This is a genomic window from Halopseudomonas oceani (assembly GCF_002903165.1).
Classification (GTDB): Bacteria; Pseudomonadota; Gammaproteobacteria; order Pseudomonadales; family Pseudomonadaceae; genus Halopseudomonas; species Halopseudomonas oceani.
The window spans coordinates 59,931-81,626 of sequence record NZ_PPSK01000015.1 but is presented as its reverse complement, the minus strand read 5'-3'; the positions used below and the strand labels follow the sequence as shown (position 1 = coordinate 81,626).

20 protein-coding genes are annotated in these 21,696 nt (G+C 56.6%); 9 read left to right on the top strand and 11 right to left on the bottom strand.

Translation table 11 applies throughout. From position 1 onward, the window contains the following. Positions 1–79 precede the first annotated feature (79 nt). Both C1949_RS14605 and C1949_RS14600 read right to left on the bottom strand, forming a co-directional pair. A complete protein-coding gene (locus C1949_RS14605) occupies positions 80–730 on the bottom strand; it encodes a HEPN domain-containing protein (RefSeq protein WP_104739213.1) in 651 nt (216 codons plus the stop codon). Continuing rightward, positions 727–1,773 (bottom strand): helix-turn-helix transcriptional regulator, encoded by a 1,047-nt coding sequence (locus tag C1949_RS14600; RefSeq protein WP_104739212.1) that lies wholly within the window; start codon positions 1,771–1,773, stop codon positions 727–729. The genes C1949_RS14605 and C1949_RS14600 overlap by 4 nt, the downstream gene beginning before the upstream one ends. An 86-nt stretch (positions 1,774–1,859) precedes the next feature. Here C1949_RS14600 and C1949_RS14595 point away from each other — a divergent pair, with 86 nt between their 5' ends. Next, positions 1,860–3,050: an ADP-ribosylglycohydrolase family protein gene (locus C1949_RS14595; protein ID WP_229744364.1), complete on the top strand. Its 1,191-nt coding sequence runs from the start codon at positions 1,860–1,862 to the stop codon at positions 3,048–3,050. 114 nt (positions 3,051–3,164) lie between these two features. Here the strand turns inward: C1949_RS14595 and C1949_RS14590 are convergent, their stop codons facing one another. From C1949_RS14590 to C1949_RS14575, 4 genes are all read right to left on the bottom strand, one after another. Further along, entirely contained in the window at positions 3,165–3,881 is a 717-nt protein-coding gene (locus tag C1949_RS14590) for a hypothetical protein (protein ID WP_104739211.1), read from the bottom strand. 54 nt (positions 3,882–3,935) lie between these two features. Then, complete coding sequence (locus C1949_RS14585) at positions 3,936–4,394, bottom strand: hypothetical protein (protein ID WP_146040330.1); 459 nt, start codon at positions 4,392–4,394, stop codon at positions 3,936–3,938. A gap of 182 nt (positions 4,395–4,576) precedes the next feature. Further along, positions 4,577–5,614 carry a helix-turn-helix transcriptional regulator gene (locus C1949_RS14580; protein WP_104739209.1) on the bottom strand — a complete coding sequence of 346 codons (1,038 nt, stop codon included), beginning with the start codon at positions 5,612–5,614 and terminating at the stop codon, positions 4,577–4,579. Beyond that, positions 5,614–6,033, bottom strand: coding sequence for a hypothetical protein (locus C1949_RS14575; RefSeq protein ID WP_104739208.1), 420 nt, complete (start codon positions 6,031–6,033; stop codon positions 5,614–5,616). Before C1949_RS14575 ends, C1949_RS14580 begins: the two co-directional genes overlap by 1 nt. A 255-nt stretch (positions 6,034–6,288) precedes the next feature. Between C1949_RS14575 and C1949_RS14570 the strand changes: the two genes are divergently transcribed. After that, on the top strand, positions 6,289–6,639 hold the full coding sequence (locus tag C1949_RS14570) for a hypothetical protein (protein WP_104739207.1): 351 nt from the start codon (positions 6,289–6,291) through the stop codon (positions 6,637–6,639). A gap of 282 nt (positions 6,640–6,921) precedes the next feature. Here C1949_RS14570 and C1949_RS14565 read toward each other — a convergent pair whose 3' ends face one another. Next, entirely contained in the window at positions 6,922–7,917 is a 996-nt protein-coding gene (locus C1949_RS14565) for an IS5 family transposase (RefSeq protein WP_104739206.1), read from the bottom strand. A gap of 203 nt (positions 7,918–8,120) precedes the next feature. Here C1949_RS14565 and C1949_RS14560 point away from each other — a divergent pair, with 203 nt between their 5' ends. Then, a complete protein-coding gene (locus C1949_RS14560) occupies positions 8,121–8,657 on the top strand; it encodes a hypothetical protein (protein ID WP_104739205.1) in 537 nt (178 codons plus the stop codon). Between the two features lie 122 nt (positions 8,658–8,779). Here the strand turns inward: C1949_RS14560 and C1949_RS14555 are convergent, their stop codons facing one another. Next, the gene (locus tag C1949_RS14555) at positions 8,780–9,580 is read right to left on the bottom strand and encodes a hypothetical protein (RefSeq protein ID WP_104739204.1); all 801 of its coding nucleotides are present in this window, start codon (positions 9,578–9,580) and stop codon (positions 8,780–8,782) included. A gap of 441 nt (positions 9,581–10,021) precedes the next feature. On the opposite strand from C1949_RS14555, the gene C1949_RS14550 reads away from it, so the two are divergent. After that, on the top strand, positions 10,022–10,522 hold the full coding sequence (locus tag C1949_RS14550; RefSeq protein ID WP_104739203.1) for a hypothetical protein: 501 nt from the start codon (positions 10,022–10,024) through the stop codon (positions 10,520–10,522). Next, a complete protein-coding gene (locus C1949_RS14545; RefSeq protein ID WP_104739202.1) occupies positions 10,519–11,058 on the top strand; it encodes a hypothetical protein in 540 nt (179 codons plus the stop codon). The genes C1949_RS14550 and C1949_RS14545 overlap by 4 nt, the downstream gene beginning before the upstream one ends. A gap of 18 nt (positions 11,059–11,076) precedes the next feature. On the opposite strand, the gene C1949_RS14540 is transcribed toward C1949_RS14545, so the two are convergent. The 3 genes from C1949_RS14540 to C1949_RS14530 all read right to left on the bottom strand — a co-directional run bounded on the left by C1949_RS14540 (position 11,077) and on the right by C1949_RS14530 (position 14,305). After that, a complete protein-coding gene (locus C1949_RS14540) occupies positions 11,077–11,658 on the bottom strand; it encodes a plasmid pRiA4b ORF-3 family protein (RefSeq protein WP_104739201.1) in 582 nt (193 codons plus the stop codon). A 14-nt stretch (positions 11,659–11,672) separates the two neighbouring features. After that, positions 11,673–12,548: a WYL domain-containing transcriptional regulator gene (locus tag C1949_RS14535; RefSeq protein ID WP_104739200.1), complete on the bottom strand. Its 876-nt coding sequence runs from the start codon at positions 12,546–12,548 to the stop codon at positions 11,673–11,675. A gap of 671 nt (positions 12,549–13,219) precedes the next feature. After that, complete coding sequence (locus tag C1949_RS14530) at positions 13,220–14,305, bottom strand: IS5-like element ISPst12 family transposase (RefSeq protein ID WP_104739226.1); 1,086 nt, start codon at positions 14,303–14,305, stop codon at positions 13,220–13,222. A 97-nt stretch (positions 14,306–14,402) separates the two neighbouring features. Here C1949_RS14530 and C1949_RS14525 point away from each other — a divergent pair, with 97 nt between their 5' ends. The 4 genes from C1949_RS14525 to C1949_RS14510 all read left to right on the top strand — a co-directional run bounded on the left by C1949_RS14525 (position 14,403) and on the right by C1949_RS14510 (position 21,648). Continuing rightward, a complete protein-coding gene (locus tag C1949_RS14525) occupies positions 14,403–15,062 on the top strand; it encodes a hypothetical protein (RefSeq protein WP_104739199.1) in 660 nt (219 codons plus the stop codon). A gap of 444 nt (positions 15,063–15,506) precedes the next feature. Further along, positions 15,507–16,718, top strand: a complete 1,212-nt coding sequence (locus C1949_RS14520) for a DUF6361 family protein (RefSeq protein WP_104739198.1) — start codon at positions 15,507–15,509, stop codon at positions 16,716–16,718. Then, positions 16,718–18,505, top strand: coding sequence for a phospholipase D family protein (locus C1949_RS14515; RefSeq protein ID WP_104739197.1), 1,788 nt, complete (start codon positions 16,718–16,720; stop codon positions 18,503–18,505). Before C1949_RS14520 ends, C1949_RS14515 begins: the two co-directional genes overlap by 1 nt. Next, entirely contained in the window at positions 18,502–21,648 is a 3,147-nt protein-coding gene (locus tag C1949_RS14510) for a DEAD/DEAH box helicase (protein WP_104739196.1), read from the top strand. Before C1949_RS14515 ends, C1949_RS14510 begins: the two co-directional genes overlap by 4 nt. Positions 21,649–21,696 lie beyond the last annotated feature (48 nt).

The following is a 21,696-nucleotide window of genomic DNA, read 5'->3' as shown; positions in this document are numbered from 1 at the left end:
CGAATGAACCTGTTTCGTTGGCGTGACCTTGGCGTTGTTAGCAAACGCGTATGTAGATGCTGTCCAAGGTGCTGGCACCTCAGCTGTCTACCACCGGATAGCTGACATCGCCCCAAAGGGTGTTGGGGTTGTCCAACATGAGTTTGACGATCAGGGGGACCAGTTGGGCGAGGATGGCCACGCCGTCACGAACCTGCTCGCGGTTTATGCTGCTATTGCAGGTTGAGCCGCCGTGTATCAGTTGGTTGCGGAGTGTGTAGAGGCGGCTGAAGACCACACTCAACACCTGCACCGTATCGCCTGCGCCAAGCGCCGCGTGAGCACGTTGTTTGCCCGCCTTGAAGCGTGCCTGCCAGTCTTCATGGCTGATCCTGCCATTCTGGAAGTCCCAGAAACTTTTGAACACGTATTTGTTGTCCAGCAGCACGCGAATGCTGCCGGGAAAGGCCTGCCAAACCAGTTTCTCCAGCGCGCGCTCTTGGTCGAGATCGCAGAGTTTTTGCAGGAACGACTGAAAGGTTTTCTGTTCGCTTAGCCTTAACTGGTCGTCGATCTCGGTGGCGTAGGCGGCGTTGAAGGCGATCCACAGGAAGACAAAGCGTCCGTCCAGGTCGTCGCTTTGCTCGGCGCGGTTTAACCAGCTGAGTGCGCGATGCACGCGCACTGCCAGATTGGTGGGGTGGGTGTCGCGCTCTGCTCGTTGGCGCTCCTTCAATTCGGCGTAGGTCATGATGAGGCATTCTCCGCGGCAGGTTGGTAGCCGCAGGTTTTTGCATGGGCTAGCACCTGAGCGGCATCAGCCGCGAGGGCGTCACGCCATTCGGCCGGCTGCCTGACCAGAAAGGCTGGCCCCATACCTCGTATCCACCATAGGGTTTGCTTGTCGTTCGGCACGGTCGCGCGCAGTTCTACGCGGCCTTGGCCGTTGGGCGCAGATAGTTGCTGGTCGTTGCTTAGGGGCGTTTCTTCCAGTTTCCAGGCCAGGTCTTGATAGATGTCTGCTACCAGTTCGACGGGCTGGCTATCGACTGGGTAATCGAAGTTGCCCTGCTGCACGTAGGTTTCGATGCTGAAGTCCGGGCAGGGGCGAAAGGTCTCGGCGCTGGGCGTTACGGTTTGAAAGCGATGCAGCGCGAGTTGCCGGATATCTTCGTGCTCATCTATGGTAGCCAGCACGTAGCTGATGGCGCCGCGTACCACTAGCCCTTGCGGGTGGACCGTGTACTGTTTAAGTGCCTTCTTGAAGCGGCTGCGATAGGTGACATCAATTGCATGCTGGTTTAGCAGAGAGTCGGCTATCGACTCCCAGATACCGGGTTTAACTGTCGGCGCGATCAGCTCTTTGCCTTCGGGGATGCTGGCTACACGTTTATCCCAGTGGGCCAGGTCGTTAGTTTCCAGGCTGTCGAGATGCTGTCGCGCGCGTGCCAGGCGCAACCTGATATGACCAAGGGCAGAGGGCGGTAGTTTGCTCGTCAGGCTCTGCTCGGCCATCGCCAAAAACAGCGCTTCTGCTGTGTCCATGGCGGGGAGGTCGCTGGCAAAGCCGGCGGTGTACTGCCAGCGATGCGGAGCATTCTTTTCGGTCACCTCGCAGGTGAGCGGAAACTTCGCGCTCAGGTTTTGCAGGTCACGCTGCAGCGTACGTTTGTCAACAGTGAAGCCTTCTTCCCTGAGCAACTCGTGCAGGGTGCTGGTGTCGCGTTTGGCGGGTGCTCGGGGGATCAGGCGCAGCAGCGCCAGCGTGCGCAACAGAGTATCGTGCTTGCTCATTACAATTCCTTTTGTCTGTCAGGTGCGACATGAATCGTCGCATGCGGTGCCTAGACTGTCATCCGTTAACCGCAAGGGAGAGCAGTATGACTGACTTTATGCAATGGGCCGAGCGCGATGGCAACCTCGTTGACGATTTGGCGGATGCTCGATCAGGTCAGGGCGACGGGGCGTCAACCAGTGCGGACGTGACGCCGTCGGCGCCGGATCTGACGAAACTTTCTTCGGATGCCCGTCGCGCAGTTGGTTGCCTGTTGGGTGGTGCTGTGGGTGACGCATTGGGTGCACGAGTGGAGTTTATGTCGTGGGAGGAGATCCGCCGGGGTTTTGGCGAGCGGGGTATCCGGTCGATGGCACCGGCTTATGGCCGGCGTGGCGCGATAACCGACGACACGCAGATGATGTTGTTTACCGCGGAGGGGCTGCTGCGCGCGTTGGTGCGTATGCGTGACAACGGTAGCTGTCATATTCCGGCGGTGCTGCATCATGCTTTACAGCGCTGGCTGATTACCCAGGGCGTTGAGCCGAGGCTGAGCCCCAGTCGTGATGGCTGGCTGATGGGCGAGCAAGCGCTCTGGTCACAGCGTGCGCCTGGTAATACCTGCCTGTCGGCACTGACCGCCAGCAAGGACTTTGGTACCTGGGCCACCAACGATAGCAAGGGGTGCGGTGGAGTGATGAGAGTCGCTCCGTGCGCCTTCCTGTTTGACGCCTTCGAGGTGGCCGCCGAATCTGCACGGCTGACCCATGGTCATCCCACGGGCTATCTGGCGGCAGGGTTGTTCGCCGATGTTCTTCACCGCCTGTGGAAACAGCAACAACCACTGGAGAGGGCAGTGGTCGATGCTTTGCAGGAGCACGGTGGCAAGGATGGCATGCAGGAAACCCGCGATATTCTTGAGCGGGTGCTCTGGTTACACCATCGCCAGCTGCGTCCCGACCCAGCAGCCATCGCGCGGCTGGGTGGCGGCTGGGTAGCAGAGGAGGCGTTGGCGATTGGTGTCTGGTGTGCGTTGGCGGCAGACAGCCTAGAGGAGGGGATAGTGCTGGCAGTTAACCATAGTGGCGATAGTGACAGCACCGGCATGATCGCCGGCAATATCTTGGGGCTGATTCACGGCCCACAAGCCATTCCGCGCGTCTGGCTGGATGATCTGGAGCTGAGAGAGGTGATTACGCGCATTGCTGTTGATCTGACCGACATTCCAGCGCGTTATGAGCCATTAAATGATGAGCCGGAGCAGCAGCAAATCAGGGCGCGTTATCCGGGCTGGTAGGGCCGCCTTGCGAGTTAGGACTGAGAGGAGTGCGTTGTTGAGAGCTGTCCTTGGCAAGACACCGCAAGTGCGCGAGCCGCTCACTTGCGGTTAGGCGTTGCCGAAGTCAGCGCCTCACTCCTGCTCTTCCTCCTCCGGCGCGTTCAGTGCAAAGACTTCATCGGTCACTCGCTTGGCGCGTTTGCCGCTGCCACTTGGTTGGATCACAAACTCCAGTGAGTCACGCAGAAGCACAGTTTCCTCATTCAAGTCTGCGCCGATCTCGTAGTCCTCGGCAAAGAGTGCGGTAGCGCTGGCAAGCTGCTCGATCATTTCGTCTTTCTCCGACAACAGCTCGCTGTCGAGGTGTAGCATCTTGGCCATGATGTTGCAGTCGACCAGAGTACCTTCCAGCCAGTTGCAGCTGGAGGAGTATCCTGCCGCCCAGCGTAGCCCGGTACCTTCGATAAACACTTCCAGCTTGACGGTGTCTCCGCCCACAAAGCAGGACCCTAGCATCAATCCGGTAATACCGTGCTTCTTGGCGGCCTCACCGATCATGAACATGGCATCGGTGATCTTCACGCCGCCGATCGTGCCGGGATGACCGTGCGCAGCAACATAGACGATCGCGTTATCAAACCTCACCTTGCACAGGCTCTCGAGGGCAAGTCTGAAGCTGCTTTTATCGTAAAAATTGGCGCTGAATACATCCACGTCTGGTTCTATCTTGGCCATGCCCTCGACGAAGGGACGCACGCTACTGCGGTTGCTGTCGCTATCGTCCAATGCCCAAGGTGACTCCAGAACTAGAATAGCTCGACGTTCACTGCGTGTTCTTGCTCTGCTCATAGGTTGGTATCCCGTGTGAGGTTTATGCGTTGATGGCGTGGTTGGTTGTCGTGGTTAGTCGTCGCTCAGTACCAGCAGGCGAGTGCTCGGGTGCTGGTGGTTGTTGACTCCGACTGCGAGCAGGGCTTCATCGTCCAGGTTCTGTTCTAGCGCACTGCCAATCTGGCTGAAAAGTTCAGGCGAGAAGTCTTGCTTCTTGAGGCTGAGTACCGCAAAGGCAGATTGAAACCTTTGCCCGGCAAGCACCCGCTTTGCTTCGGTATTGAATGTCCCGAACTGGTAGGCGCGTGCGATCATGCTGCGGCCCTTGGCGTTATGCAGCACGACGCGCAGGTCCGCCAAGTCGATGCACGGGATTTTGGGTACGTCCAGGAAAACGCCGCACAGCGCAGCCATGATCTGGTCTGCCCAGATAACGAGTTCCTGGGCGTTACACGGGCGCTCACAGCGTATCTGAAAGCATCCCGCTTCAAGGGTGCGCTGGCTGTCTGCTGGGTCTAGAAACAGGGTCATATAATGATTGCCTCGCACGCTGTAGTCCTCTGGAGCCCGAAGCACGAAGCAGAAGTCGCAGTCATCGTTATTTTCTGGTTGCGCTGTCGTTAGTTGTTTCTCTTTCGGGCCGAATGGGCTGCCTCTTTCGTGACCGTTCAGTAGATCAACAATGCGCACGGTGAGGCTGCATTGATCCTCACTCATACATCCTCCAGGGCCGGGAGATTATCTCGATATTGCTCACAAGCCAGGTTCAGGCGTTGGGCCAACTCCTCACGTAGTGATGCGGGAGCAGTGACTACTACTTGGCCGGCGCGGGCCAGCAACCACCATTTCAGCTCCCAGCTGTCGCTGACCGTAGCGCTTAGCTGGAAGCCGCCACCTTGTGGCAATGGGGTCAGCTGCATGTCATCAGAAATTGGTGTCTCGAGTAGTAGATGCGCCAGCTGGTCTTTGACCCAAGCGCGCAGCGCTATTTTTCCGCGTACACCAAACTGCATTTGTTCCTCCGCCAGGTAGGTCGCCAGGTCAAATGGAGTGTCGCTGGACACAGCTGTTGGCAGAGCCTCGGCGCTTTGCAAACGGTGCAAGGCATACATGCGCACATCGACAAACTCGGCCCCGGTCGCCAGCAGGTAGCGCGTCTGCCCCCGTTGCACCATCGCCAGCGGGTTGAGAACGAGGTCTTGCTGGCTGCGCTTGGATGCGGAGCGATAGATGCACTGCAGTTGCTGGCCTTCGACTAAGGCCTGTAGCACGGTAGCGGCGATATCGGGGTCAATCTGCGGTGGTTGGAGCACGGTGCTGGCGCTCAGGTGCGCGACTCGTTGCGGCAGTCGCGCTGCCGGTGTTTGCACCGCCAATGCGCTGAGCTTGTCGCGCGCCTGACTAAAGCGCGGCGTCAGCTCATTAAGTATCGCCCGCGGCAGCAGCGCTTCCAGGCTGCCTTCCAGCAGGCTCAGCGACAATGCTTCACCCAGACTGAGCCCTGGGACATTCAGGGACTTGCCCTCCATCCAATGCCAGCCGTACGGCGTACCCTTGCTGTTGCAGTGCAGGGGGAACAGCTGCTCCAGTAGCAACAGGTCTCGCTCAATGGTGCGCTTGGTGCATTTATGGCCTGCGTCCTCCAGCCTCTGGCGCAGCGCCGCGGTGGTTATGCCGGGCGGCTTGGTCGGCAACTGCTGCAGGATCTCCCACTGGCGAGCGAGTGAGGTGCGTGTTGAGACCGTGGGCATCAGGCGCTCCGGTTATTGGCGGGGTCAGGTGTTGGAGCACGTCGCTTGACCTTGAGAATGCCGCGCTCGCTGGCAGCCGATACGAGCCAGGCCATCAGTTCCGAATAGTTGATGGGTGAGTCCGGCTGCAGCGCTTTGCGGGTTTCTTCAAGGCTGGAGAGCACGTTGGTCAGCTCGGCGTTGTGTAGATGGCTTGTGCCACGTGCGCGTGCGGTTGCCAGCACTGGCTCCAGCAGGGCGTCAAAGGCCTCCTGCTGAATCAGCAAACCAGACAGCGCCGTCAGTTGCTGACTGATGGAGTCAGGTGCTGTGTCCGAGCCCAGAAATCCCGCCAGATTGATGATCCGTCGTCCCAGGCGCTTGATGCTGTGTGTCTCGCGTAGCAGGCTTTCCAGCTCATCTTTAACCAATCGATCCATACCGCTTGCCCTCGTGTTTACTGGATCAGAAGCCAGTATGACGGTGTGGTGCGACAGAATGGGTCGCGGCGGGGCGGTTGTTCGTAGGGCGCAGAATTGCGCATAGGTAAGTGCGTTGGTGCCGGGTTCAGACTGGCGGTATTTAAACCGCCGGAGGGTGACGCTCAAGGCTATCAGTTGCGGACTGCGACAGGCCTTGTCGCTCTTTATGGCATGCTGGTTTCAGCAAGCAAGAATCGAGGAGCTCGGCGAGTTATGAAAGGCAAAGCCAGCAGCACTGGTAGCGAGTTCGAGTTATTGCGCCTGGACATGTTGGCGAGGCAGTTTTCGGGCATTGTTCAGGGCTGTGGTCAGGTTGTTTTTGCTGCAGAGGATGATGAAGCCCGGCTGAGCCACGCCTCCTGGCGTACTGAAGGGGATCTGTTTGAAAGGGCGAGCGAGACCGGCTTCAAGCAATACCTTATGGAGCTGATTGACTGCTTTATTCAGTACCGCGCGCAGATCGGTCAGGCGAAGCAAAAAAACGGTGTCGTACGCATCGGTCGAGGCAGCCTTGTGGTTGAATGGCTATCGAACGACGATCTACTGGAAGTAGAAGGGACATAACGAATGGATGCATTGAAACAAGAATATATGCGCATTTTGCAGGGGCTGCGGATTGATAAATTCAATCTGGATGAGGATGAGTACTCCGGCGTGTTTCTGCCCGCCCCCTTTGATGAGTACTGGACGGCAAAGACTAAGGGAAACGCTGATCAAATCAGATTTGCGCATCACCCGCGCCGATCAACTGAGTTTTTGATGCAACCAGCCTGTTCTTGGCGACAATGCCCCAAAAATCGCCTTCAATTCCGGCCATTTTGGCCTGTTTTACCCCATTACAGGGGTTCAAGACGCAATAACCCCATCAGTCGTTGCATAACACCGCTTGGCCAATACCAGGTTGGCCAGTGCAAACAGGCTGAACAGCTGGGCCTGATTCTTCTCCATGCCCCGGTAGCGTACCTTGCGGTGGCCAAACAGATTCTTGACCACATGGAACGGGTGTTCCACCTTGGCACGGATGCTCGCCTTGCAGTGCTCAATGCGTTGCTTGATCTGCTTCTCCGGGCCATCTTCCATTTTCTTGATGGTGCTGCGCCGTGCAGCAATCCGCAGCGGAGGGAGCGTGTCATCATCCCCACAAAGGCGCTTGCCCAGACCCGTGTAACCGGCATCGGCATAGATCGGTTCCTTGTCGTCACGCAATAGCTGCTCGGCTACCGTGATGTCCGCCTGGTTGGCCGAGGTCGCCACCAGGCTGTGCGTCAGACCGATGGCTGCATCGACACCGATATGGGCTTTCATGCCGAAATACCACTGGTTGCCTTTGCGTGTCTGCTTCATCGCTGGATCACGCTGCTTGGCCTTGTTCTTGGTAGAAGGTGCAGCGGCAATGATGGTGGCATCGACAATGGTCCCTTCGCGCATGAACAAACCACGTTCTGCCAGACTGGCGTTGATCTCTTCGAAGATCCGCTGCGTCAGCGAATGCCTTTCCAGCAGGTGGCGGAAACGCAGCAGTGTTGTGGCATCCGGTACGCTTTCGATGGACAAATCAATACCGACGAAATCACGCATCGCCTGACTGTCGTAGATCGCATCCTCAAGGGCTTCATCAGCCAGACCGTACCACTGCTGCAAGAAGTAGATTCGCAGCATTCGCTCCAGCGGAGTCGGTGGACGGCCACGCTTGCCGGCAGCATCGGGGTAATACGAGGGCGATAGGGCATCCAGCAGGCGCTGCCAGGGCACCAGCACATTCATCTCGGCCAGGAAGCGTTCCCGGCGGGTAACCTTTTTCTTGTTCTGATGCTCGGCTTGGGCGAAGGTGATCTGCTTCATCGGGCGGCCTGGCTGAGGTAGTGGCACTGTCTGATGATTATACTCGGGGCTGGGTACTCAGGCAGATGGCTGATTTGTGCAGCGTTTCCCTAATGCACATGCATCCCGATTCTTTACTCATTGACGTGAAACAGTTTCGGGGCCATTCATACATACACACTACTATCTGACTGGTAGTAATGCCTCCTGACGGAGATTGAAATATGAGTAACGAAGTCCATCGCTACGACATTTACAATGCCATAGCCCAGCTTGAAGAAGCTGCTACGAACCACAACGCTACATTCGATGAAGCAAACAAGATCTTCTCAGATACTGAAAAGGGTCTCAGTCAGATTAATCTTGATTGCTGGTACCCATACCCCCTTTCCCCAAGACTTCCTGGAGCACCCTCTGCTCCGCCTAACGTGCTGTCCCAGCATATACCCCTTCAGCCCTTCACTGTGACCACCTATAAACTAGGTTATATCTCGAGCAGGTTAGTAATCAGGAAGGTGAATTCTGAATATGATTATGAGCGCGATGCTTGGGGTAATGTATTCTACGGACCTAATTACTTCCCCTACACTAAGAAGATAAGCGATAATGTAAGTGAACCGATATGTGTCGCAGATAGCTCGAGAGAATTGAGAGTTATGGTGATTGAGAGTTTGCCAATGTTTCTCGAGTTTGTTCGGTCATTTATCGCAACACATACTCAGACTCTCAACTGGGCGCTGGGTAATCTTCGTTCTACCTAGCTTATGATTGCGTTCAGTTCCGGGAGGTTCCTCCCGGAACTGAACTTAAATAGGCATGGAGAAGTTTGCCTCAGTAAGTGCCATTCGTACCTGACCCCTTTTCCTCTCATCATCGATGTATGTCAGCTCGTAAGGATGTTGACGTACTGTCGATAGAGTTGCTCCTTTTGTGCTGGTGTCATGTTCTCTGCTGGAACGTACTCAGAGAAAAGAATGCCCGAATAGTCTGGAAAACAGGTCTCAGTCAGACGTTCCATTGGTAAGTCAAGTATGGTCTGGTTGACTGATTCGATAAAGGACTCAAGGCTAACCGGTTCTCCCTCGCTATTCAGTTCGTCCCACAAAGCTCCGCTCGGGAAGACTGTGCTATCCCACTCTCCAGAGAATAGAAATTGAGCCAGTAGTTTCAGAGATTTCTCGCTCCACAGTCGGTAGGTCATGTAGTCGCGCTCATATCCCTCGGAAACACGGTCGACGATGTCGCTAAATGTCAGGGCAAGCTCACCTGTGTCGCAGTCGAGTCTGAAATCACTGCGCTCATCAGCAAAACCTATTCGATGCTTGAGTGGGTGAGTGGTGCAAAGCTTAAGAGCGATGGCATGGGAGCTTCCCCTCAAGCAATAGTCGTGGCGGTCAAGCGTGCTGACCCTTTGTAAGATTTGTGTGCTGAGGTGGTCGATCAGCTTGTTTCTAGTTATATCCCGGGCTTTATAAGCCCAAGCTTCATCATAGACAGGCTGTTTGCCAATGATTGTCAGGCTAGAAGGAAGCCCCGGATCAAGAGGACCTTCGAATCGAGATAGTGGAAGATTAAGTGCATAGCTTTCATTGAAGTTCCGCAAGCCAGTCCGAATGGCGTCGAGCAGTTGGTTTCGTCGGTCGATTTGGTTGTCATCCAGACCATGGTCGGCTCCATGTTTCATTCCGCTTCCTCGATTTTAGGGGTGTATGTATTCACGCCGATGCAGTGCGCACATTCAATGCCATTCGGATACTCCGCCCGCGCTGCTCCGGACAGATGTACCACTCTCATTTGGACACAGTTAGAGTGCAGCGAAGCTGGATCGGTATTGTGAGTCTGAGCCTGCCCTAGGCGTCAACGACTTCAGCTGATGTGCCTGCCCTCTTTTCACAAAAGCTGGTTCTATAATAGTGCTATAGAGGAGCTGATGAAACCAAGGCGACAAGCCAGCTGGACGCAGCATGTGAATCAACCGCCCGTCATGGCATCGGTTCTACCTGATCCGAGTTTCCGTACACCTCCAGTCCTGGGGTATGGGGTTGTTCATGTTTGGCGTTGCGTTGCTGCTCGGCGCCGCGGCGTTCTCCGTGCCTGAATTACCTGACCCGCCATCGGAGGCCTGATGACTGCTCAGATTGGCGACCTGCTTTTCTACCAGGGGCAGCGGATGACCATCTGCGACGCTCCGCTCGGCACTTACTTTCGTTTGGGCGGTGCCTATCCTGAGTTTGAACCTAGTTCCACTGCGCTCATACGTGGTTATGTTGCCACCTGGCAGCTGCTGGACGACCGGCTGTACTTGGTTGCGATACAGGGTTGGCTTAGTAATGGGGAGGATGCGTCACTGGAGTCGGTTTTTCCGGGATATCCGGAGCGGGTTTTCGCCCATTGGTACTCCGGCCGCATCAGGGTTCCACGCGGTAAGCTGCTGAAGTACGTTCATGCTGGCTACGCGAGTATCTATGAGCGTGATCTGCTGCTGGATTTTGAGCGCGGTGTGCTTGTCGCTTCCATGGAGAAACACAACGGCGTCTCCGACACCCCCGATGCACCTGAGGGGTATGGCGTGGGGGCGTTTACCGTTTTCCCGAGGCCGGGCGCGCAAGAGGGGGCAGGGGAGTGATCTATCTTTACCTGTATCTTGGCATTGGCCTGCTGGTCGGCATCGGCTTCAGTATCAATGGCGCGCGAGCCTACGCTAAGGCCCCACCAAGAACCGAGATGGCAGCGCAGGCCCTTGACCCGGACTGGCAGCCATCCAAGCGGCGCTGGTTGCCTCTGATTCTGATCAGTAGTCTGATTTGGCCGGTGCTGCTTCTGCTTCCTCTGCTGGAGCGGCCGTTTGAAGCAGCAGCGCCCATACCTGAGTTCGCTGTAACCGGGGATCATCTGCTCGAGTCACTCACCGTGGCCGAAATCGAAGCCCGAGAGCGGGTTTCAGATCCGCTTGGTGCGGTGCCCGATCTGCCATTCGGACACCTCAACACTGCCTGGTGTGAATTTCTCGCGCAGTGCGAAGAGGAGCTCGAGTTCAGACGGTTTGCGGCTGATTGGGATGCAGGCTGGTGCAAGGAGCGGCGCGAAGGCTACGTCGAGATGGTTGACGGCCAGCCGGGGCGTTTCTTCATGACGGTCTACAAGACGCTGCCGGAGGAGTAACCAGCAGCTTCTTCAGACTTAACCCCAAAGGTTGTTGCAGATACGCTGGACGGCTGCATTGGCGGCTCTGCAGTCAAATAACGTCGGATCAAAGTGACCATCGGCCCAGGCCGGCGCCTCTTGGCCTTGGTCACTGTCTGGCCGAGCAATCGCCTGCAGAAAGTCCAGATACCCTGGCACGCCGCCCACATCCTCTGGCGGACAGGCACCGGCACCATCGAGTACCTCGCACCAAGTGCCGGATACATCGCTCGGCTCCTGTGCTTTCAGCGCAATCACGTGTTGCCAGCTATCGCCAAAGTCATAGGTGTAGCGCACGCGATCCACATGCTTGAACGCTTTTGTCAGCTTGATGCGTCGGTCATCCTGCGCATCGCCCTGCAGGTCGGTAGACTCCGGATCCAGCGGCGTATAGTGATTGAGTCCGTCCTGAAACTCATGCAGGTGGCAGCTGTGCCAGCCGAACGCCGCCTGGATAAAGTGATGGAGCTTGCGTAGCGTGCAGTCGCTGTTTACCCGGATTAGACGCCATACGGGCGGTTCGATTTGCAGCGGCTCCAGTTGGATAAACAATGTGTACAGCGTGGGTTTGGTTGCCATCGGGGATCCTTGGGTTACTTGTAAAACCACGGCTGCAGTTGCTCGAGGTTACCGACCACAATCTGCTGGGCTGTGGGCTTGGCGTGCACTTTGGTTGGGTCGATCTGGTAGCGCTGTAATACGTACTGCACCAATGCGCCGCGGGTCTGGATCTCCAGCTGCCCGCCGATCATGCCGTAATCCGCCTCCACGATGGCCCGCTGTTCAGCCTTCAAACGTGAGTCTGGCTCAATGATGACGGCGACTCGGGTATTCCAGCCTGTATCCGCCTCGCGCGTATTGTCCGACAGGTCATCCATCAACTCAGGCACACCACGGAATCGGCTGAGCACAAAGTCGCGGTAGTCGCCGTTCTTCTCGCAGTAGGCACGCACATGCCAGCGCATACCGGTAAATACCAGCGTATGCGGTGCGATCAATCGCGTCTCGCCATCGGGCGTGGTAAACGACACATACTCACATTCAAGTCGCTGACCTTCGCGACAGGCCTTCAGCAGCGGCCGCAGCACCTCAGGACGCACCGACCTGTCCGGCACATCCAGCACCTCGGTATGGGCATAGGCCAATGCCAGCCCCTCGATATGCGGCGCGCGGTCGTGGCTCTGGTTCAGCAGGTGCAGGTAAGCGCTGGCGCTGTCGTCGATAAAGCGCGGCTGGAACCGCTTACTCGGTACATAACCCTTCAGGTGCTTGTCATATTCCAGATTCTTCGGCGCATGCTCGGTGATGTAGGTGTTGATGTCCTTGGAGGCCTGCTGACGGCTGATACCAAAACTCTGCATCAGGTGCTGAGTGGTCAACCGACCTTCCCACCAGGCAACCGTTTCGATTAGGCGGTAGCGAAGGGCAAGATCCCAGCGGACGGATTCGGGAGTGTTGCTGCGTTTCATGGTGTCCTTACCTGCTTGAAAAGCTGACACATAAGCGTCGTTTGTGAAGACGTGTCAATCAAGATGGCATGTTGATTCGGATTGATGCAAGGGCGAGTGCGTTGCCGAAGGCCTCTCAGCGGTGGCCGATGGTCTGGCATCCGCAAAATCGCTGCCCCACGGCAGGCCGCGACCAAGTAACCGGCTACGTGAGGGACCGAGTAGTGCGCGCCAATGGAGAGAAGGGTACGTTCGAGCATCCGCCTGAAAACTTGACCTGTATGCATGACCATTATTGGTCTGTCAGCTAACGCGACATATCATCCAACTGTGCCCGCGGGAGTGGGCAGGGATGGATCCTCGGTCAGGGATGACCTCATTTAACAAACGGGATGAGCATGCAGCTACTGCCAGCGTCAACTGCTTTACCCGTGGCCTTGCAGTAGATAAAGTGATCTTCCTCAAATTTGCTAGCAGCAGTCATAGTGGCGTCAGGTTACGGCGCTGCTCGTACGCATCGAAACTTAACAGGCCGTTGAAAAACTCGGCTTCAACTGCCCCAACCCGTCCGGTTTGGCGCTTTTTCAAGCGCTTTGGCCTAACGGAGTCCACACAAGGCCTGACTTCAGGCCTTTTTGACAGGTTTCAGCACCACGTTCACGCCTTTCGGCGTTTTTTGGGCGTAACTCGCCCTATACATGCGATCCTCGCCACCAACCCGACAGGCTACCCAGTCGGATCAGGTTGTAGACCGAGAAACCCAGCAATAACTGAGCACTCAGCTTGGCGCGACCGATCAGCTTGGTCTTGCGCAGGCCGCCAACCGTCTTCAGCCAGCCAAAACCTTCTTCGATCCGCTTGCGGATCTTCTGGCTGGCGGCATACCCCGGATGCCGCGTGGTGCGCCCATCGATGGCGCTGCCCTTGCGCTTCTGCGCCACATGCGGTGTCACTTTCAGCTCGCGCGCCCTCTGCACGAAACGCTTCTGGTCGTAATTCTTATCTGCACCTACCGTGCTGCCCGGCTTGGCCGTGCGCTCCAGCATCTCCAGCGCCGCCTCTACCTCGGCACGTCCATTGAACTCGGTGCATTCCACATCCACGATCAGACCGTTACGGTGCTCCATCATCGTGTGGGCCATGTGCGCCAGACGACTGGCATCGCCATTGCTCTTGCGCGCCAGCCGGGCCTCGGGATCGCTGGTCGATTGGTGGGTCGCGTTGCTGCGCTTCTCGCCCTTGAAGTCGGCATCGGGGTTGCGCGTGCCATCCTCCGGTGGGTCGCCGCCATCCTTCTTGATAAAGGACTTGTGCGAGGCCCAGGCGTCGATCAGCGTGCCATCGACGCTGAAATGCTCGTTGCTGGCGTACTCGGACCATGCGGCCAGCGACTTGATGCGCTGGAAGAACAGCCGCGCTACATCCTGGTTGAACAAGCGGTCACGGTTCTGGCTGAAGGTCGAGTGATCCCACATGCGCTCGTCCATCGACAAGCCGACGAACCAGCGGAACAGCAGGTTGAAATCAATCTGCTCGACCAACTGCCGCTCGGAGCGAATGGTGTAAATCACCTGCAGCAACGAGGCGCGCAGCAGCCGCTCCGGCGCAATCGAGGCCCGTCCCAGGGTGGAGTGCAGCCCGTCGAAGTCCCGATCCATCGAAGCCAGAACGGTATCGACCAGGCCTCGCAGGGGACGCAGCGGGTGATCGTTCGGGATGCGCTGCTCCAGCGTCGTATAACTGAACAGCTCGTTTTGTTTGAGGTCGAGTCCACGCATCGGCTTGGGCTGGCTTCGGCAGAAGAGGATGGCCGCCATTTTGCCAGAGCCACGCGGGCTCTGGCTTTTTTCAACGGCCTGTTAAAAGGGACTTTATATGCGCATACTCATTGCGGCACTCTCCGGCCTATTGATGGCCTCTCAAGCGGCTTTTGCCGAGCAACCCAAGCTGTTTAAAGATTGGGCTTACAAAACCCCGATGGCCTCATTTAGCCAAGAGCTAGGCTTCTACGACTGTGCGGCAGATTTTGGTGCCAAGGCTGTTTGCATAGATGATGTCGAGTTTCTGGGGCACCCCTTCGGTGCGGTGCTGAGCCCGACGGAAGGCTCCTTGGCGGAGGTCATGCTTGTTGCCGAGTTTGACTATGACCTGTACGTCAAGCTCATGGGAGCCTTGGCAGGTGGGTTTACTCTCATTTCGATGCGTGGCGCCAACGATCAGCTGGACCTGCTTGAAGCCCTTCAAGTGAGTCGAAACTCGCAACAGTTTCAGAGCCGACTGAACGATTACGAAACCCTGGGGCTTAGCCAGGGCCAGCTGACTTACACGTTTATCGAGCAATCCGGTGACGTCGTGCGTCGGTTCAGCACAGCTAGTGCTGCTGCGTTTGCTGCTCCCGAAACAGCTCGGCTGGCTGAGCTGGTTGTATATGAGGACGAGTATGAGTCAACGCTACTGGTCAAGTTTGCTCTGCCGACACTTTCTCGCGAAAGTGCACGCGAAAGTATGCAAAGAATGCCCGTAGAAGATTTCTGAGCGCTGTGCCCGTATGTCGCACTCGAACATAGGGTAAAACCGTTAGTGTTGGGGAGTGTGTATGTACAAACCAGGTGTGTATTCTGGTTGCCAATCGAAATTCGCTTACTCGACAGGCTGTAGAAGGAACTTGAGCCGTGTTTAATGCTTATCATGCAAAGTACTACGCCCAAGAGCTCATTCGTCTCCGCGCTTCTGACGACGTTGCGGGTGTGATAGTTCGGTTTCTGGAGGACAGCGAGGATGAGTATCGGTCTCTGCAGAAATGCGCGCGCTGATCGATCGTTGTCCCAAGGGTTTGTGGACTCCCTAGCCACTGATCTGGGCTTGCTCGGCAGGCCAAATCGGGCTGGAGGATTGCTCAAGTCTGGGGATCCTCTCTGTCATCAACCGCATGGTATTGCTTCTAAAACTGGGAGCTATTTTTGAAGGGTGGCGTGCAATTTGGCTGCATCTTTAACCTGGCTGGACCTGACTTCAGCGGATCGCGATAAGGTTCGCCAAATCCTTGATCTGTTCAGGGAGCAGGGCACTGTTGACGAACTTGGCCTCGGTAGTCTCCGCGATGCCCTGTCTGATGCACTGTTCCCAGGGACTTCTGTGCTGCATACACGTTTGCGCTATGTGCTGTTTATCCCATGGATTTACAAGCGTCTCGAACAAACGGGGAGTGGAGGGGATGTCGCCAGAACTGCGCGCTCTAAAGAGGTGGAGTTGATCTCCCATCTTGCGGATCAAGGCAATGATGGCGTGATCGGCATCCAGGCGCGGGAATCCCTGGCTCGTCTGCCAAGCAGTGTGTATTGGGCCGCACTGTCGCGTTGGGAGATTTTCGAGCCCCGACATAGCCTGAGCTGGTATCACACCCATTTTGATGAGATGCGCCGCCAGGTTCGACGCCCTGAGATATCGGCAGACGATCCTGGTTTGCTCTTGACTGGTCGGCATACTTGGCACCCGAGGTTGCCGCCAGCACCGGCTGGATTCCCTGTAGGAGCAGACTTTTCTCTTAGTCGTGAAGAGTCAGAGTTCGTTCAGGCTCAGATCCGTGCCAACTGTAATGGCTCTTTGCTGGGTTGGCTGGCTGATCATAATCTTGCCGAGCAGGCTCATAAGCTTTGGGACGTTCACCTGCCACCTGACGCTCCCTCCCAGATAGCTTCCACACTCGAGTTGGCTCGCCAGTTTTCATTGGTTATTGAAGGTGCGCCGCTCCTTTACAACCTGATGTTGGCGGAGAAGCGTGGTAAGACCAATCAGTCGGAAGCTGATATGGCAGCAGCTGACTACTACCGTCAGGAGTTTTCCGAATGGCTGGTTCTGGCCAAGGCAGACCTGCAGACCTTCCAGCCAGAGGTCTTGTGGGCTTTCGTGGTGCGTCAGCAGGCGCGTAGTCCGGAGCCTCAACGCCGTTTTGTAGAGCGTTGGTTGCAGTGTGTCAGTCATGGAGATGTTGAACGAGCGCTTAATGATCAGGGATTACGGTCCCTGATTGAAATGCGAGAGTGGCAGCTTAAAGGTCCCAAGCGGGCGCGACTTGCAAATGCCGGCCGGTTGGCAGATTGGAGTGGCCGTGTAGGTGTTGGTCGTATGGAGTTTCGCTGGAGTCAGGTGCGCCGGATGTTGATGGATCTACATGAGGGGCTGTCGCACTGATGTTGTCTCCCGATTCCCGTGCTGTGGCGATGGATTTGCTCAAGCCTCCACCAGGTTACCGAATTGATCGCACTGTACTGACGACATACAGCTTGGATCTGGAGGTTCTGTTGGCTCTGCCGCTGGCAGTATTGGCTCAGACAGATGCTGGAGTAGAGCAGCTCTTGCTGGATCCGCTGATGCTGCTCGAGGCGATTCGCGAGGCAGGTGAGCGTATACAGATTTTTGTCGACGAGGCCGGCATTGCCGTACCCGCCAACGGCCGGGCTCTATATGGGGCGTTGGAATCCAGCGTCCATCCGGTAAAAGCGCCTAACGGTGGGGTATTCCATCCCAAGGTTTGGGTGGCCCGTTTTGTTCATGATAATGAACCACCGCTGATTCGTGTATCTGTAGCTTCTCGCAATTTAACCTTTGATAGGTCTTGGGATATTGCCCTGACGTCGGAGGCGACTCCTGGGAAAAAAACAATTGCAGCAAGCAAGCCGCTGTCTGACTTGCTGCGTCGATTGCCAGGGCTAGGAGATGAAACACTGGAAGACGCTGTCATTGCAGACATTCAGCACCTGGCGGATGAAGTGCAGCGGACCGCGTTTCCGGCGCCGGAGGGATTCGATAGCGGTCTTGGGTTTTATGTGTTGGGTCTTGGTAAGCAGAGGGCGCACTGGAGTCCAGTCGAGCAGGCAACCCGCATACTGGCCATAGCTCCCTTTCTATCTGACAAGGCACTGCAAAAAATCGCCAGGCTGGCATCGAATGAGTCGCTGTTGGTTAGTCGTGCAGACCAGCTCTCGCAACTTGAAACGGACTTGGCCAACGATTGGAGCGTCGTACAAGTGCTGAGTCCGACGGCCGATGTAGAAGCAGAGGATGAATCTCGGCTACGGCCATCTGGCCTGCATGCCAAGCTGATGGTATTTGAGTGGGGGCATCGAGCCACCTGGTTTATCGGCTCAGCCAACCTGACCGATGCCGCTTTTACCGGGAGAAATGTTGAGCTGATGGCGTCGGCCTCAGGCCCTAAAGGACGTCCGGGGGGCAAAGGAATTGGCATCAATCTTTTTATGGAGTCGGGTTTTCAGAGTCTGTGTGAAGACTATCAGCCTGCTGAGTACGCGCCTGAGGAAGAATCAGCTCAAGAGGCCGCAACCAAGCTCAAACAGGCTCGAGAGGCATTGCTGGGCGCGGAGTTGCGTGTCAGCTGTCGACCAGCAGAAGACGATTGGCAAATGGCCGTGCAGGGTGGGATTGCCCTACCTCAAGGCGTCACACTAACCGCTTGGCCCTTATCGCTTGAAGGGCATCAGGCTAAGGAGTGGCAGGACGGTGTCAGCTGGTATCTACCGATTGCCCGGCTGACGGCATTTATCGCTTTCAGCATCGCCGTGGATGGGCATGATGAGAGACTCGATCTTGCCATCAAGCTGCCTGTAGAAGGGATGCCGGAGGAGCGGATCCATCATGTGTTACGCACCCTGATCGATAGCCCTGAGCGTTTCATGCAGTTCCTGCGGGCCTTACTTGGCGGGCTAGAGGAGATTGCCGGGCTCATCGGGGACAGTTCCGGGCAAACTTGGAATTTTGCCGGAGGCCAGGGACTCCGAGGTGAGCCGTTGCTGGAAGACATGCTGCGCGCCGCCTCAAGGGACCCGCAGCGGCTGCTCCCGGTAAGACGGCTGATTGCTGATTTGCGCCAGTCGGAAGAGGGGCGAAAGATCGTGCCCGATGATCTTTATGTCGTATGGCAAGTAGTTGATTCAGTACTGAATGACATGGAAGCTCAATGAAACGACCAGATATCGACAGTGTTCTGGCCCCACTGAAGACTTTCCAGCGGCGCACAGTGGAGCATGCTTTCTATCGCCTATTCCATGCTGATGACAGTACGGGCCGTTTCCTTGTTGCTGATGAAGTAGGCCTTGGTAAGACGCTGGTCGCCCGAGGTGTGATCGCTCGCGCAGTAGACAAACTCTGGCAGGATGTCGATCGGATCGACGTGATTTATATCTGCAGCAACCAGAGTATTGCCCGCTCCAATCTACCGAAACTGCGGATCACCGGTGACAACCAGGTCAGTTTTTCCCTTGCTTCTCGCTTGACCATGCTCGCTACTGAGCTTGCCCCCCGTGAGGGGCAGCTGGGATTGGCTGGTAGCAAGCTGAACTTTGTCAGCTTTACCCCAGGTACCTCCTTTGACATGGGGCGTTCGACCGGGATGCGGGATGAACGCCGGTTACTGTTTCACCTCCTCGACGGTGTAGTTATGCCACGAGTGGGGTTGATGAACTTACTCCAGGGAGCGGTCCAGAGCCGTGAGCGCTGGCGTCAGCAGCTCAATGACTGGCCACTGCCGCTGGAAGAGGGCATTGCTGCACGTTTCCGGGAGCGATTCCGGGATAGTGGGCGTCTGCAACAGGATGTAATTGACGCTGCAACCGGCTACTTCGCTCGTTATCGGGAGTCCTACCCGCCGGATGCTGGTCATTTGCGTCGACGCTTGATCGGCGAACTACGTCAGTTGCTGGCTGAGGTTTGCGTCGAAGCGCTGGAGCCGGACTTGATAGTGGTGGATGAGTTCCAGCGCTTCAAAACACTTCTGGATCCAGAGCAGGCCGAATCTGATCCTTCGGCAGAGATTGCTCAGGCACTGTTTAGCGCTAAATCATCGGAGGGGGTCCCTGCGAGGGTGCTGCTGCTCTCCGCAACTCCGTACAAGCTGTTCACCACGGACGCAGAGATTGAGCAGGAGGACCACTATAAGGATTTCATTGCTACTACCGCCTTTCTGCTTGGGCATGACGAGAAGCGGGGCGCTCGTCTGAAGTCTGCGATTACCGAATTTGGTCGCGGGTTACGTCTTGCAGCTAGGGGAGAAACGGATCAGATCTTGCCAGCCAAGCAGGAGCTTGAGCTCTGCCTGCGAGAGGTGATGGCTCGCACCGAGCGCGTGGCAGCCACAGAAGAACATGACGGTATGCTGGTCGAGCCTGGCAATACCGTAAAACTGCAGCCTGAGGATGTACGCCAGTATCTGTCGGCAGATGCGGTATTTCGTGCGGTAGGTGAGCGAGATCCAATGGTTTACTGGAAGTCCGCCCCCTATCTCGCCAACTTCATGCATCGCTACAACGTGGACAAGCGGATACAGGATACGCAGCAGCGCTTCCCTGAAAAGCTGGCCAAGGTCATCACCGAGCACCAAGACAGCATGCTGTCCATCGATGCTGTTTCAAAGCTCGAGCCTGTGCCGGATGCACATGCAAAACTGCGTGACTTGCGAGAACGCTTGATCGACAGTGGATTGTGGAAGCTGCTTTGGATGCCACCGACCGTACCATACTGGCCGTTGGCTGGAGCCTATGAGGGACAGCATGGGCAGAGCAAGGCGCTGTTGTTCTCTGCCTGGAACATGGTTCCCGATGTAGTCAGTGGTCTGCTCAGCTATGAAGCCGAGCGGCGAATGCTGGGGCCTGATTTTGAGAGTTACCACGAACCGGATCGTCGCCAGAGCGCCCTGTTGCGCCTGACTGAAACAAGTGGATCTCGAGCCCGGCATCGCCTGTTGCTGCTGCTTATGCCCTGTCTGACACTGGCAGATAAGGCTCATCCTCTTGCTGCTCCAGTAGGTGTTGACCGGCGCGAATGGGTACGTGGTCAGGTGGCAGAGCTGCTCCAAACCTTGCCTGATCCTGAGGATGTTGCGGTAGATAATCGTTGGGAATGGGCGGCGCCGTTGCTGCTGGATCCTGACATGCGTGAGTTTTTGTCTGACTGGCCGCATGACTCTGCAGCACCGGAGTATCGACCCAATCCTGAGTATTTGCCTGGCTACGTAGATGACCTGCTCTCCCTGGATATCAGCACCCTGGGGCGCCGTCCTGATCACTTGCTTGAAACCCTAACTGATGTAGCGCTTGGCTCGCCGGCTGTGCTTGCTGCGCGCATGCTTGATGTGCCTGGATTGTCACCGCTGGTACGTCGGGAGCTAGCTGCTAGGACCGCCTATTCATTCTGGCGTTTGTTCAACCGCCCGGCATCGATTCGCCTTATCCGTCAGCTGGACTCCACCGGTTCTGATTCCAGCGATGAAGATGCCTACTGGCATCGTGTCTTGCGCTATTGCCGTGACGGGAACTTGCAAGCAGTGCTCGACGAAACCTGGCATCTAGTGTTCGAGCAGCATGGTTGGGCGGCAGGCCAGGAAATCAACTCCGTCTGCCGTGACTGCGTAGCCGATGTGGTGGAAATGGTAGAGCCACGGCCTTCACGAGTGCTGGCTCGCTGCTATCGGGTTAAGGGTAAACAGGTTGAGACGGAGGAGCTGCATCTGCGGATGATGTTTGCTCTGCGCTTTGGGCATTTGCAGTCAGAGGAGGGCGGTTTGACTCAGGACGCAGTACGAAAGGCCTTCAACAGCCCATTCCGCCCATTCCTGCTCTCGAGTACATCAGTGGGACAAGAGGGGCTTGACTTCCATCCGTGGTGTCATCGGATTGTTCACTGGAACCTGCCCGGTAATCCGGTGGATATGGAGCAGCGGGAGGGACGGGTGCATCGGTATAAGGGGCACGCAGTACGTAAGAATGTTGCCGCCCGCTTTTCCTCCGAGTCACTGTGTAACTGGCGCCCCGGTCAAAACCTCTGGCAAGAAATCTTTGTGCGCGCTGATCGGGAAGCGCGTGCGCAGGGCCGCAGCGAACTAGTGCCTTATTGGGTCGCACCGGGAGAGGCTCGGATCGAGCGCCATGTGCCGGCATTGCCTTACACCAGCGAGGTTGAGGCCTTCGCCAGGTTGAAACGCCAGTTGGCTGCTTACCGGGTGGTCTTTGGTCAGCCGCGACAGGAAGAACTGCTTGATCTGCTCGATAGCTCCCAAGTATCGCAGGGACAGTTGGAGGCTTGGTCTATCGACTTGATGCCGAGGGTGTGAGTCCTTCAATGCGACCTGAACCGCTCCGGGTTCTTCGGGGCATGGTTG

Excerpts from the sequence above, each read along its gene's own strand:
- C1949_RS14540 (WP_104739201.1), bottom strand. The coding sequence starts at position 11,658 with ATGGCAACCAAACCCACGCTGTACACATTGTTTATCCAACTGGAGCCG.
- C1949_RS14530 (WP_104739226.1), bottom strand. The coding sequence starts at position 14,305 with ATGCGTGGACTCGACCTCAAACAAAACGAGCTGTTCAGTTATACGACG.
- C1949_RS14555 (WP_104739204.1), bottom strand. The coding sequence starts at position 9,580 with ATGAAACATGGAGCCGACCATGGTCTGGATGACAACCAAATCGACCGA.
- C1949_RS14560 (WP_104739205.1), top strand. The coding sequence starts at position 8,121 with ATGAGTAACGAAGTCCATCGCTACGACATTTACAATGCCATAGCCCAG.
- C1949_RS14510 (WP_104739196.1), top strand. The coding sequence starts at position 18,502 with ATGAAACGACCAGATATCGACAGTGTTCTGGCCCCACTGAAGACTTTC.
- C1949_RS14525 (WP_104739199.1), top strand. The coding sequence starts at position 14,403 with ATGCGCATACTCATTGCGGCACTCTCCGGCCTATTGATGGCCTCTCAA.
- C1949_RS14550 (WP_104739203.1), top strand. The coding sequence starts at position 10,022 with ATGACTGCTCAGATTGGCGACCTGCTTTTCTACCAGGGGCAGCGGATG.
- C1949_RS14590 (WP_104739211.1), bottom strand. The coding sequence starts at position 3,881 with ATGAGCAGAGCAAGAACACGCAGTGAACGTCGAGCTATTCTAGTTCTG.
- C1949_RS14535 (WP_104739200.1), bottom strand. The coding sequence starts at position 12,548 with ATGAAACGCAGCAACACTCCCGAATCCGTCCGCTGGGATCTTGCCCTT.
- C1949_RS14570 (WP_104739207.1), top strand. The coding sequence starts at position 6,289 with ATGAAAGGCAAAGCCAGCAGCACTGGTAGCGAGTTCGAGTTATTGCGC.
- C1949_RS14585 (WP_146040330.1), bottom strand. The coding sequence starts at position 4,394 with ATGACCCTGTTTCTAGACCCAGCAGACAGCCAGCGCACCCTTGAAGCG.
- C1949_RS14565 (WP_104739206.1), bottom strand. The coding sequence starts at position 7,917 with ATGAAGCAGATCACCTTCGCCCAAGCCGAGCATCAGAACAAGAAAAAG.
- C1949_RS14580 (WP_104739209.1), bottom strand. The coding sequence starts at position 5,614 with ATGCCCACGGTCTCAACACGCACCTCACTCGCTCGCCAGTGGGAGATC.
- C1949_RS14575 (WP_104739208.1), bottom strand. The coding sequence starts at position 6,033 with ATGGATCGATTGGTTAAAGATGAGCTGGAAAGCCTGCTACGCGAGACA.
- C1949_RS14515 (WP_104739197.1), top strand. The coding sequence starts at position 16,718 with ATGTTGTCTCCCGATTCCCGTGCTGTGGCGATGGATTTGCTCAAGCCT.
- C1949_RS14595 (WP_229744364.1), top strand. The coding sequence starts at position 1,860 with ATGACTGACTTTATGCAATGGGCCGAGCGCGATGGCAACCTCGTTGAC.
- C1949_RS14600 (WP_104739212.1), bottom strand. The coding sequence starts at position 1,773 with ATGAGCAAGCACGATACTCTGTTGCGCACGCTGGCGCTGCTGCGCCTG.
- C1949_RS14605 (WP_104739213.1), bottom strand. The coding sequence starts at position 730 with ATGACCTACGCCGAATTGAAGGAGCGCCAACGAGCAGAGCGCGACACC.